Source organism: Synechococcus sp. W55.1 (genome assembly GCF_047461655.1).
Classification (GTDB): domain Bacteria; phylum Cyanobacteriota; class Cyanobacteriia; order Thermostichales; family Thermostichaceae; genus Thermostichus.
Genome location: NZ_JANSHN010000002.1, coordinates 85859 through 97920 on the forward strand (window position 1 = coordinate 85859; position 12062 = coordinate 97920).

Annotated in this window: 10 protein-coding genes; 5 read left to right on the plus strand and 5 right to left on the minus strand. The window is 59.0% G+C overall.

Annotated elements, in window-relative coordinates:
• Positions 1-19 precede the first annotated feature (19 nt).
• Together NW816_RS01600 and chrA are read left to right on the plus strand one after the other, a co-directional pair.
• Positions 20-1981 (plus strand): tetratricopeptide repeat protein, encoded by a 1962-nt coding sequence (locus tag NW816_RS01600; protein WP_414408011.1) that lies wholly within the window; start codon positions 20-22, stop codon positions 1979-1981.
• A gap of 102 nt (positions 1982-2083) precedes the next feature.
• Complete coding sequence (gene chrA, locus NW816_RS01605; RefSeq protein WP_414408012.1) at positions 2084-3355, plus strand: chromate efflux transporter; 1272 nt, start codon at positions 2084-2086, stop codon at positions 3353-3355.
• Between the two features lie 74 nt (positions 3356-3429).
• Here the strand turns inward: chrA and lgt are convergent, their stop codons facing one another.
• Positions 3430-4587, minus strand: coding sequence for a prolipoprotein diacylglyceryl transferase (gene lgt / locus NW816_RS01610; RefSeq protein WP_414408013.1), 1158 nt, complete (start codon positions 4585-4587; stop codon positions 3430-3432).
• A 69-nt stretch (positions 4588-4656) separates the two neighbouring features.
• Positions 4657-5349 carry a response regulator transcription factor gene (locus NW816_RS01615; RefSeq protein WP_414373777.1) on the minus strand — a complete coding sequence of 231 codons (693 nt, stop codon included), beginning with the start codon at positions 5347-5349 and terminating at the stop codon, positions 4657-4659.
• A gap of 207 nt (positions 5350-5556) precedes the next feature.
• On the opposite strand from NW816_RS01615, the gene NW816_RS01620 reads away from it, so the two are divergent.
• On the plus strand, positions 5557-6330 hold the full coding sequence (locus NW816_RS01620) for a Uma2 family endonuclease (protein WP_414408014.1): 774 nt from the start codon (positions 5557-5559) through the stop codon (positions 6328-6330).
• Between the two features lie 8 nt (positions 6331-6338).
• On the opposite strand, the gene NW816_RS01625 is transcribed toward NW816_RS01620, so the two are convergent.
• The gene (locus tag NW816_RS01625; protein ID WP_414408015.1) at positions 6339-7520 is read right to left on the minus strand and encodes a glycosyltransferase; all 1182 of its coding nucleotides are present in this window, start codon (positions 7518-7520) and stop codon (positions 6339-6341) included.
• Positions 7521-7673: 153 nt separating this feature from the next.
• On the opposite strand from NW816_RS01625, the gene NW816_RS01630 reads away from it, so the two are divergent.
• Entirely contained in the window at positions 7674-8021 is a 348-nt protein-coding gene (locus NW816_RS01630) for an STAS domain-containing protein (RefSeq protein WP_414408016.1), read from the plus strand.
• Positions 8022-8100: 79 nt separating this feature from the next.
• Here NW816_RS01630 and NW816_RS01635 read toward each other — a convergent pair whose 3' ends face one another.
• A complete protein-coding gene (locus NW816_RS01635; protein WP_414408017.1) occupies positions 8101-8925 on the minus strand; it encodes a tetratricopeptide repeat protein in 825 nt (274 codons plus the stop codon).
• 134 nt (positions 8926-9059) lie between these two features.
• On the opposite strand from NW816_RS01635, the gene NW816_RS01640 reads away from it, so the two are divergent.
• On the plus strand, positions 9060-10130 hold the full coding sequence (locus tag NW816_RS01640) for a 2Fe-2S iron-sulfur cluster-binding protein (protein ID WP_414408018.1): 1071 nt from the start codon (positions 9060-9062) through the stop codon (positions 10128-10130).
• Between the two features lie 9 nt (positions 10131-10139).
• On the opposite strand, the gene NW816_RS01645 is transcribed toward NW816_RS01640, so the two are convergent.
• Positions 10140-11921 carry an NADPH-dependent assimilatory sulfite reductase hemoprotein subunit gene (locus NW816_RS01645; RefSeq protein WP_414408019.1) on the minus strand — a complete coding sequence of 594 codons (1782 nt, stop codon included), beginning with the start codon at positions 11919-11921 and terminating at the stop codon, positions 10140-10142.
• Positions 11922-12062 lie beyond the last annotated feature (141 nt).

Consider the following 12062-nt stretch of genomic DNA (forward strand, 5'->3'; position numbering starts at 1 on the left):
GAGGAGCGCACTGCCATCCATGCCTAGACCGGGGAAAGGCTTTGGCCCAAGCAGAGCTGGAAAGGGCAAAGGAGAGCATCTGCAGCGTCTGTTGGCCCAGGCCGTTCGCCATCACCAAGCGGGGCAATGGCCACAGGCCGTCTCGCTTTACCAGCAGGTGCTGCAAGCCCAGCCCACTCACCCGGAGGCGCTGCACCTCTTGGGGGTCTGTCGGCAGCAACAGGGATCCCTAGAGGAAGCAATTGCCCTGATCCGGCAGGCCCTTGTCCAACAGCTTTGGTTCCCCGATGCCCACTTTAACCTGGGGATTGCCCTCAAGCAGGCGGGGCGGCTGGCGGAGGCGAAAACTCACCTGCAACTGGCCCTAGAGCAGGGGGGGCCGGATCCAGAAGTCTTCTACCAGTTGGGGCTGGTGCTGCGGCAGCAGGGGGATTTGGAGGCGGCCCTTGTCCCCTTAGGACAGGCCCTGGAGCTGCAGCCGGACTTTGCCGATGCTGCCTACACCTTGGCCATTGTGCTGCGGGATTGTGGCCAAGAGGAAAAAGCGGCGGAGCTGTTTTACCGCCTTTGGCAGGCCGATCCTGCCGACTTGGCCGCTGCCCTGGGGTGGTGTGTGAGCCAGTTGCCCTTGCTGTACGCCTCGGCAGACCAAGTTCCCGTGGCCCGGGAGCGCTACCGCCAAGCCCTACAACAGGTAAAGGCCCGCTGGGAACAACTGCCGCGGGATCCGATAACCCTGGAGCAAGCGGCTGCCGGGATCGGCTCCGTCCAGCCCTTCTTTTTGCCCTACCAAGGCCAGAACGACCGCGATCTGCAGCAGCTCTACGGATCCCTGGTCTGTGAGGTCATGGCAGCCCGCTACTCCCACCCCCCTCTGCTGCTCAAGCAACGCGCCGACAAGCTGCGGGTGGGCATTGTCTCCGGCCTGTTTCGGGATCACTCCGTTTGGAAGATCCTGACTCGCGGCTGGGTAGAAGCTTTGGATCGCTCCCAAGTGGCTCTCTACGGCTTCCACACCTCTCCCGTTCACGATGAAATCACCCAATCCCTACCCCCCTATTTCGAGCGCTTTGTGGCCGGATCCCGCAGCTTGGAGGAATGGCAGACGGCCATTCGAGAAGCCCAGTTGGATGTGATCCTGTATCCCGAAGTGGGGATCGATCCCGTCTGCGCCCCGTTGGCCGCCTTGCGTTTGGCCCCCGTGCAGGCCATGGCCTGGGGACATCCACAAACCTCTGGGCTGCCCACCATCGATGTTTTCCTGAGCAGCGAGCTCATGGAGCCGCCAGAAGGGGCCAGCCACTACTGCGAACGGCTGCTTCCCCTGCCCGGAATCGGCACCTACTATGTTCCCCTGGATATTCTCCCGGCCCCAGTGGATTGGCGAGCTTGGGGGGTGGATCCCGATAGGGTGCTCTATCTCTGCGCCCAATCCCTGTTTAAATACCTGCCCCAGCACGACGAGGTGTTCCCTCGCATCGCCCGGAAAGTGGGGAAGTGTCAATTTCTATTTTTGCGAGGCCGCTTCTCCCAAGGGATCCGCGAGCGCTTTTGGCAACGGATGCGGCGGGCCTTTCAAGCCTATGACCTGGCCGCTGAAGAGTATGTGGTGCTCTTACCAGAACTCTCCCCCGCAGAATATGCGGCCTACAATGCCCTGGGGGATATTTACCTGGATAGCCTCGGCTGGTCAGGGGGCAACACCACCCTGGAAGCCCTGCCCCACGGGCTGCCCATCGTCACCCTGCCGGGATCCCTGATGCGGGGCCGCCACACCTACGCCATCCTGCAGCAGATGGGGATTCTCGATACCATCGCTCATAACCTCGATGAATACGTCCAGATTGCCAGTCGGTTGGGCTTGGATCCAGAGTGGCGAGAGCAAATGGGCCAGCAGGTGAAAGCACGTCAAGATCGCGTCTACCGGGATCCCGCGCCGATCCGCGCTCTGGAAGAGTGGTTGCGAAGCCTGAAGACCTGAGGGGGCAGTTTGGGTGAAAGGATAAACGGGCGAGTGTTGTCCTCTTGAAGGGATCCCGGACAGATGGCAGGATAGGCGGGGTTGTCTTGCCGGGCTTTGCCCATGTCTTCTGAGTCTGCTCCCGGTCAGTTCCCCAGGCCGGAAAACGCCCCCGACAACTTGCCCTCCCTTTCAACGCGCCTGAAAGAGATTGCCGTGGTATTCCTGCGGCTGGGATCCCTGGGTTTCGGCGGCCCCCAAGCCCACATCGCCATGCAACACGATGAGGCGGTGATCCGGCGGGGCTGGATGAGCCAGGAACAATTTACCGAAGGGGTGGGCCTATGTGAAATGTTGCCAGGGCCAGCTTCTACCCAGATGGGGATCTATGTCGGCTATGTGCGGGCAGGCTGGTTGGGGGCGGTGCTGGCGGGGATTTGCTTCATTGCCCCTGCTTTTGTGATCGAGGTGATTTTTTCTTGGCTTTACTTTCGCTTTCAGGGGGTGCCGCAGCTAGAGGGGATGTTTTTTGGGGTGGCCCCGGTGGTGATCGCCATTATCCTGGCCTTTTGCTGGAAACTGGGCCGTAAAGCTGTGAAGGATTGGAGCCGGGGGCTGATCGCGGTGGCGGCCTTTGCCCTGCTGCTGATTGGGGGGGTGAATATCCTGTTGCTGTTCGGGCTGGCGGCTCTGGTGGGGCTGCTGCTGTATGGGCCCAAAAAAGGCCCACTATCGGGGATCCCGATTTTACTCCCTTGGCCAGTATTGACGTTGGCCCAGACGGTAGTGGCCACGGTTCCACCGGAAACCCTTATCCTGAGCAGCTTTTGGGGTCTGGAGCGGATTGGTGCCTATTTCTGGCCTTTGACCTTGTTTTTCCTGAAAGTAGGCGGCGCCATCTTCGGGGGAGGGCTGGTGATCATCCCCTTCATCGCCGACGAGGTGGTGGATCAGTTGGGCTGGTTGACGCCGACAGAGTTCTTGGATGGGGTGGCCATTGGGCAATTTACTCCTGGCCCGGTGGTGCTGACGGCAGCCTTTATCGGCTACAAGGTGGCAGGGGTGCTGGGGGCCCTGACGGCAACAGTGGCCATCTTTGCCCCTTCTTTTGCCTTTATTTTGCTGGCAGCTCCGGTTCTGTTGCGCATACGGCACAATGCTTGGGTGAAGGGATCCCTGCAGGCAATTACCCCAACGGCCCTGGGGGCTGTTGCTGCGGCTACAGTGCCCTTGGCCCAAAATGCGCTGCTACACCAAACAACTCCCGCTTCGCTGGTGGCTTTGGGGATCGGGGTAGCGGCCTTCATTGCCTTGATGCGCTTTCGCCAGCCCACTTGGCTGTTGGTGTTGATGGGAGGGGGGGCGGGTTTGCTGGCCCGAGGTCTGCTGGCCTAAAGGTTTTGCTCCCTGGCCCTGCTTTCTCCTTGGGGGTGAGGGAATGACCCTGATTCAGCCTGATGGCCACGGCACTAACTGGCTTGGGCCAGCCCTTCCTCAGAGGGATCCCTGCCTTCCAGGCGACAAAACAGTTGCCGCATGAGCAGCTCCCGTTGGCCAAGAGACAGGTGAGGGGCAAGGGTGCCGGGAAAGTGGGGCATGGCGAGGGTGACACGATCCAACAGGTCGGCGCGGCGATGTCTCTGTTGAATAGCCCAAGCCCGTTCCAGAAGGTTTTGGGCTGCTTCTGGCGCTAATCCCGCTTGCTCCGATAACCACGCTGCCAGTTGTTCCAAATCGGGGTCGAAGCGCAGCCGGTACATGTAGATCAACATGCCGATCCCGATCACCAAGCCCAAGCCACTGGCTACATAGGCGGCTTTGATGGAAGTTCCCGGCAGATAGGCCACCGCCGACACGCGCAAGATTTCGTAAGGGATGCGAATCAAGCTGTAGCCGACCACATACGTCCAAACCCAAGTGCCATCTTTAAGCTTGGGGAATCGCCAGAACATCCCCATCAACAGAGCAAACAGGGCCAGATTGAGGATGCTCTCGTAGAAAAAGATCGGGTGGAAAAACTCAAACTGGCTGTATTCCGGCTCGCGAGCTTGGGGAGGAATGTACACCCGCAGCGGCCAAGGGCTGTCCGGGGGAATAGGGGCACCATAGGCCTCGGAATTGAAAAAGTTGCCCCAGCGCCCAATGGCTTGGCCCAAAATTAACCCAGGGGTGAGAACATCGGCATACTTCCAGCCGTGGATCCCGGTGGCGCGGCAATAGAAGTAGAGAGCCAGAGCACCGGCCAGCACCCCGCCATGGATGATGAGGCCCCCCTGCCAAATGGCGAAGGCCGAGAGGGGGTTATCTCTGAACTCTGACCAATGGGTGATGACGTAGTAGAGTCTGGCCCCCAGAAACCCAGACACCACCAGCCACAGGGCCAGTAGCTCCACCCGTTCGCCGGCTTTGCCGGGTTCTTTCTCCAAATGACGGGATTCGGCCAGTGCTTTGGTCAAGATCAAGCCGACCAACACGGCCACTGCCATCAATAGGCCATACCAGCGCAGGCCCAGCCCTCCCACCAGCGGGGTGCCAGGGGGAAAACGGAAGACAAATTCTCCAGGTGAGCTGAAGGTGAGACCCAACAGCCCTGCACTCCATAGGTTCATCAACAACACGCTCTGCACCCCAAAATCCCTCAATTCAACTAACCTCACAGGCAAGATTCCACTGGGGGGTTTTGGATCCCCATACCCCTACTCCCGCAGCACGTAGCCCACCCCACGCACGGTCTGGATGAGGCGCTTTTCCCCTTGGCCTTCGATCTTGAGGCGCAAATAGCGAATGTAGACCTCGATGATGTTGGAGTCGCCCATGTAGTCCAGCCCCCACACATGCTCCAAAATCTGCTGGCGGGTGAGCACCTGTCGAGGGTGTTCCATCAAGTAGCGCAGCAGGTCGTATTCTTTGGCTGTTAACTCCACTTGCCGCTCTCCCCGAGTGACCTCCCGCGTTACGGGATCCAGAATCAGATCCATGAACACCAACTGGCCATCGCGGGATCGCCTTGGCTGCCGCAAATAGATCCGTATCCGAGACAGCAGCTCCTGAATGCTGAAGGGTTTGACCACGTAATCATCTGCCCCGGCATCCAACCCCGCTGCTCGATCCGACACCTCATCTCTGGCGGTCATCAACACCACCGGCACGCGGTTGCCCGTTGAGCGCAGTCGCCGACAAATTTCCAAACCTGAGATGCCGGGCAACATCCAGTCCAACAGCACCAAGTCGGGGTTTTGGTCGCAGGCTGCCCTCAACCCGGCCATGCCATCGCTGGCTACGCTGACTCGATATCCCTCACAGGTCAGCTCCGTTTCCACAAAACGAGCCAGCTTAGCTTCATCTTCGATCACCAGAATGTGGGCAGAAGAGGGTTCAGGCTCTGGCATACGCTCTCTTGCTGAATCCAAGGAAGACGCCGAAAAACTTGCTCATTGCCCCCAAGCATATCTCAACCGTATGGATTGGCAGTCGAGATGACTGAATCCGTCCTAGCCTGCAACAGCCTTGTGGAATTGCCTGGGGTTGATATCAGCAAGTGCTTTGAGTTATTCAAAAGGCATTCATGTACCTTATCACCATGAGTATCCTAAGCCATGACCCTCTCTCCTGTTCGGCTCACCCCGCCCCTACCTCCCATTCGATGGGAAAAACTGCCGGAAGACTTTCCCTTGCCGGATGAGCCTGTGGAAAGCACCTTACAGCCCCTTTTGGCTGCTGCTCTGCGTGAGGCATTGGAACTCGCTCAGATGATCCCTGCCCAGGCTTTGATCGCCTCCAACTTTGGCCTTTGCAGCACTGTCGGGGACAAGGTGGTGGTGAAAGCCCCCGACTGGGTTTATGTGCCCGCAGTACAGCCGATTCCCGAAGGAGAGATCCGCCGCAGCTATACCCCACACTTAGAAGGGAATCCCCCGGCGATTGTGATGGAATTCATCTCCGAAACCGAGGGCGGCGAGTACTCCATCAATCCCCACTATCCCTATGGAAAATGGTATTTCTACGAGCGCATTTTGCAGGTGCCTGTCTATGTAATCTTTCATCCCAAAACCGGTGAGCTGGATGTCTACCGCCTGGAGAATGGCCGCTATACCCCTGTATCGGCGGATGAAAACCGTCGCTACTGGATCCCGGAGATTGGCTTGTTTTTGGGGGTGTGGCGGGGACAAAAAGCCGAGACCAAAGCCAACTGGTTGCGGTGGTGGACTGCCGATGGGAATTTGCTCCTATGGGGAATCGAACAGGTAGAGCAGGAGCGGCAGCGGGCCGAAGCGGCAGAAGCAGCCCTCGAACAGGCCCGTCTGGAACAGCAGCGCCTAGCCGCGAAATTGCGGGAGTTGGGCGTGGATCCCGAGGCAATAGCCGATTGAGGGCTCTCCTAGTAGGTGCGCCCGCGCCAAGAGCGGGGCCGGCTGAGGGCAGATAGGATTATCCGCAGAACGGCCAAGGGATCCGCCAGAGGCGACATCCAGAACGTCCAAGGGGGATCCTGATAAGAGCCGCGAATGCCCAGCAGTACACCTAAGCGCAGAATCAGTAAGCCTAGGTTAAGCCCCAGCAGCACCTGCTCCGTCAGGGAAAAGGGAAACCCCATCCCGGCTTTGCCCAACAGCCCTACAACCACCGGCCCAGGGATCCCTTGGGTGAGGACGAGGAGAGCTATATCCCCCCACAACTGGGCCACAGGGGTGGCATCTTTCAAATCGAGGGATCGGCCCCACTCTCGCCAAGTTTCGCCAAAGGAAGTGTACATCCGCACCTGGAGCAGATGCCGACCATCCTCAAAGGCCACGTTGAAGCCCGCTGCCGCAATCTGCCGCACCAGGGTCACATCGTCACAAAATGAAGCCCGCGCCACTGTGTAGCCATTCATCGCTTCCAGCACCGACCGGCGCACCAGCATACATTGCCCATTGGCCATCGTCCGTTCTGGCAGGGTAGCCCTGTCTCCGGCTGCCCCATAGCGATAGATCAGGGTTACCAAAAGAGCCGGTTGCAGCCAGCCTTCCCCCCAGTGCTGCAAGATAAACTGCGGTGCCAGGGTGATCAGATCCAGACCTTGGGCCTGGGCAGTTTCCAGCAGGCGCTCCACCAATCCTGGCTGGGGACGGGTATCGGCATCAATGCCCAGGATCCACTCAGAGGCCGGATCCGACTGGAGAAATCCGTAGTGCAAAGCCCAGGGGCGGCCCACCCATCCGCCGGGGAGGGGATCGTCGGTCAGCAGGCGAAAGCGGGGATCCCGCTTGGCCATCTGCAGCACTTTTTCGGGGGTGCCATCTTGAGAGCGGCTGTCCACCACCAGCACCTCCCGCAGGACGGAGCTCTGTTGGTGCAATCCTTCCAGGCAGGGATCGATGCGTTCCGCTTCGTTGAGGGTGGGCAACAACACGCTGACCAAGCCCGGCTGCAAAGGGATCCCAGGCTGACCGGGAGGCAGAGGGGAAGGGCGCCGCAAAGAGGGCAGCAGCCGCGCCAGCAGCACCGCCAGCATCGGCACTTGCATAACCAATAGGCTCAGGGCGGCAGCATCTCCAGCCCAGGCAGGGATCCCGTTCATGCCAGTCCCAACCTGCAAGAGAAAAGTGTCCGAGAATGCTTGCAAGACAAGCTCAGGGAAGACAAACTCATACTCATGGTGATTTAGCAACTCAAAATCAGTTTGGTTCCATCGTGCCTGTGCCCATTCCCCCTCAAACCTGCCGGGCTCTTCATGGATGTCTTCATCCAGCTCAGCCACAAGGGATCCCCTGTTACAGTTGTGAGATTGCTTGGTGAAAAGCTCAGCGCCGCCATTGCCCGCGAGGTACGGAAAGAGCTAAGCCAAATTCTCACCAAGAAACCGGGACATTTCTTGTTGGATCTCAGTCAAGTGAGTCTGATCGACAGCGTAGGGCTGTCTGTTTTGGTCGGAGCGCATCGCCATTGCCGCGCTTCGGGCTATCAACTCAAGTTCTGCGGCCTGCAGGAGCAAGTCAAGCTGCTCTTCGCCATCGTCGGTTTGGATGCCATTTACGAGATCTACCCCTCTGTAGAAAAGGCACTTGAGTCTTTTCCGTAGCTCTCCCTATCGGGTCAACTGAGAACCGTCAGGGATCAGCTTCTCAACACCTGGATTAGCCTAACGGTTGAAAACCTGCTCAGGGGGAGGGGTTGCTGTTTTGGTTCTCGACCGTCTGGGGCCGGTTCACCTGGGCATAAACTTCTGCCTGTTGCCGAATCTGCTCCCGGACTTGGGGTGGGGCCAACCGCGCTGCTTGCTCAAACAGCTCAGGCGCTTTTGCCCGTAGGTTTTCATCGGTGGCAGAGCTGAGGGCTATGGCTTTGCCGAGCACGGGAGTGAAATCACTGGGATCCGCCGCGATTAACTCGTCGTAGAGGGCTATGGCTTTTTCGGTCTGGTTGTTGCGGGCGTAGACAAAGGCCAAGCGCAAACGTACATCATTATCTTCCGGCACTTCTTCAAGATGCTTCTCCAGCAGGGCAATGGCCTCAGAGGTGCGGCCCAGGGTTAGCTGCACATCCACCAACTGCTGCAGCACCTGGCCATCTTTGGGATCCCCCTCGTAAAGGATCTGGAGCTGTTCTAATGCCCCTTCAAAATCCCCCGTATCCTGCTGGATTTCGGCCAAAAAGGCTCTCAGTTGCCGATTTTCGGGCTCCAGTTGTACCAGCTTCTTCAGCGGCTCAATGGCCCCTTGCGGCTCGTTCAATTGCAGTTGGGTGTCGATCAACCCCCGCAGGGCAATGGGGTTATCCGGCTCCCGCTCCAGCACGACGCGATAGCCGTCTGCCTGGGCCCGCAGTTGCTCGGTTACCAGGCTGGCCTCTGGCGATTCAGAAGGCCCCAGGGCCTGGAATAGCGGGCCAAAGGAGAAGCCCAAGAAAGTTACCGTGCCCACCACCAGCAGCAAAATGTTGAGGAGCTTGCGGGCTGGGGATTCTTGGGGTTTGGACTGAGGCATAAAGGGCTCGCGCAGAAGACTCCTCTGTACTCTATCATCGGCGCCGGGGCAGGCTGCGGGGTGAGGTTACCCAATACCCAAAACTTTTGAAAACAGCATCCAAGGGGAGGGCAATGCCGTACTGAATTTAGGTAGTGCTGAATCTTTTTGCCACCCCTCACTCCCTCTTAACCATGCGGATCACCTGTTACCCCGACAACCTCACCTTGGAAGCCAATCCCCTGCTCACGGTTCTGGAAAATCTGCTCAGGGCGGGGGTGCGCCATGTCCATGCCTGTGGGGGCAATGCCGCCTGTTCCACCTGTCGCATTCTGATTTTGGAAGGCAGCCAAAACTGCCGCAGCATGACCCCTGCCGAGAAGAGGTTGGCCCAACGGCTGGATCTTCCCGTGCATATTCGCCTGGCCTGTCAAACCCGCATCACCGGAGATGTCACCCTGCAGCGGCTGGTGATCGATAAAGCAGATGTGGAAGTGGCCCAACATCAATTGCAGGCCCACTCGGTCGGCAGCCAAGTCACCGCCGCCATTCTCAGCGCTTCCCTGCGGGGGACAGCCAACTTCGACGAGGAGAACTTTCCCTACGATGTTGTCTACACCTTGGGTCGCTACTTCACCCAGATGGGAGCATTGGTGCAGCAACATGGGGGAGTACTGGCCAACCAGAGTGGGCTGAGAAGTTTGGCCTTGTTTGGCTTAAAACAACCCGAGCTGGCCGTACAGCAGGCACTGCAGGCGGGATTGGCGCTTGGACAGTCGGTGGCGGAGTTGAATAGGTCTCTGCGGCAACTCTCCTACCCCCAGGTTAAGCTCACCCTCGGGATCCACCACGGCCCGGTTCTTCTGCTCCCCATTGATCCCCAAGATCCGCAGCGGCTGTCTGCCTTTGGCAAGTCGGTCAATGTTGCCACCTGGCTGGAGTCGGTTGAGGATTTTTCGGAAGGGGGGGAACAGACTGAGGAACAGAGCTTTCGGTTGCTCATCTCGGCAGCCGTGTATCGAGCAGTGGAAGGGCAACTCCTGCAGGTGGAGCCTCTTTCGGTGAAACCTTTTCCCAACGCCAAACCCATCCGAGTTTACAGGGTGCACCCTGACCAAGTTAGCTTGCCGGCTGGCGAGGAGGAAGCTCCAGAAGCAGCCAAGCCCGAACCGATTGGATGGCTGGAAGCGCTCCGGGAATGGCTACAGGCTTGGTCTCGTTTTTGAGGGATCCCTTCAGGCAAAAACGCCATCCCTTTGCTGCACCTGGGCCCTCAGGTAGGGGATCCCCACCCGATGGCAGTAATCTCCAAAGCTCTCGCCAGGACGGCGCTCCTGCTTGTAGGCCTGCAGGAGAACTCTCATCAGCGGCACGATCTGGCTGATGTGTACCCGATCCTGAAACACTTGCGCCAGGCGATCCCCCTGCGGGCTGGCTCCCAGCCAAATCTGGTAGTAGCCATCGGGGGCGGATCCCACCAATCCCAGTTCCGCCAAGTAGGGTCGGGCACAGCCGTTGGGGCAGCCGGTCATGCGCACCAAAAAGGGCGAATCCTGCAGATCCAGCTCCTGCAACAGCCGATCCAACTGGCGAACCAGCCCCGGCAAAGCCCGCTCCGACTCGGTAATCGCCAACCCACAGGTGGGCAGGGCAGGGCAGGCCATCGACAGCCGCACCAGTTGGGGGATCTCTTCCTTGGAAAGCACCCCGTGGGATTTGAGGATCTGGTTGATGGCATCCCGCTGCTGCTCCGCAATGTCGATGAAAAGTAAATCCTGAGTGGGGGTCAGCCGCACGTGCAGAGAAAAGGCTTCCACAATCCGGCGCAGCGCCGTTTTGAGCTGCCGCTCTGGGGTGTCCTGGATACGGCCATTTTCGATGGAAATGCCCAAAAACCAACGGCCATCCCCCTGCTCGTGCCAGCCCAGGTAGTCGTCGCTGTTGGGAACAAACTTGGGTAGGGGGCGAAACCGGGGCAATTTTTCCCCCACATACTCCTCGACAACGCGGCGAAACTTGCGGATCCCCCACTCTCTCACCAGATACTTCAGCCGCGCCTGCTTGCGGTCGTAGCGGTTGCCGTAGTCTCGCTGCACGGCCAAAACCGCTTGGCAAACCCGATACACCGCCTCCGGAGGGGCAAAGCAGAGCTTCTGGGCCAGCAAGGGCTGGGTTTCTTCCTTGCCGTGAGTGCGTCCCATCCCGCCACCTACCACGATGTTGAAGCCCTTGAGGTTGCCCTTGCGGTCGGTGAGCACAATCAAGCCCAGGTCCTGGGAGTACACATCTACCGTGTTTTCCCCAGCTACGGTGATGGCTGTCTTGAACTTGCGGGGCAAATAGACGGGGCCATACAGGGGTTCTGGGCCCTCTAACCTCACCCCGTTGCCGACAAACTTCTCGGCTTCCACCACTTCCTCATCCACCGGCGGGATGGGAATGGGCTCGCCATCCACCCAGATCTCGTAGTAGGCAGAGGTTTTTGGAGCCAACAGATCCGCCAGCTTGCGGGCATACTCTTGGGCATAGCGATAGGCAGGGCGATTTTTGTAGGGGGCCACCGGTGCCATCACGTTGCGGTTGACATCGCCGCAGGCGGCCAGGGTGGATCCCATCTGCTTGAGAATGCTGGCTATGGTGGCCTTGAGGTTTTTCTTGAGGATCCCGTGCAACTGAAAGGTTTGCCGCGTTGTGGCTCGCAGGGTGCCATTGCCGTACTCATCGGCCAGCCGATCCAAGGTCAAATAAAGCTGCGGGGGCACGTGTCCCCCGGGGATGCGGGTGCGCAACATGATGGAATAGGCCCGCTCCAATCCTTCCTGCTTCCGTTGCTGCCGCAGATCCCGGTCATCCTGCTGGTAGGCGCCATGGAACTTGAGCACCTGCACCGCCGCCTCGCTGAAATGGGTGGTGTCTTGGGCCAGCTCCTGCTGAAGGGGATCCCGTAGAAAGTGGCTGTCTGCCTTGATCTGCTCCACCTTGGAGCGCTTGGCCTCGGATGGGATCATGGGGGGCATTGGTGATCTCCGGTAAACCGGTCGGAATACTTGTGAATAACAGGCTATCACCTCCCTTGGGCGGCGTCCAGTTGGAAAAGTCAGCCTCCTATCCGGGTTTTGTCCCAAACCCGCAAAACTTGTTATTTGAGTCAGCTTGAG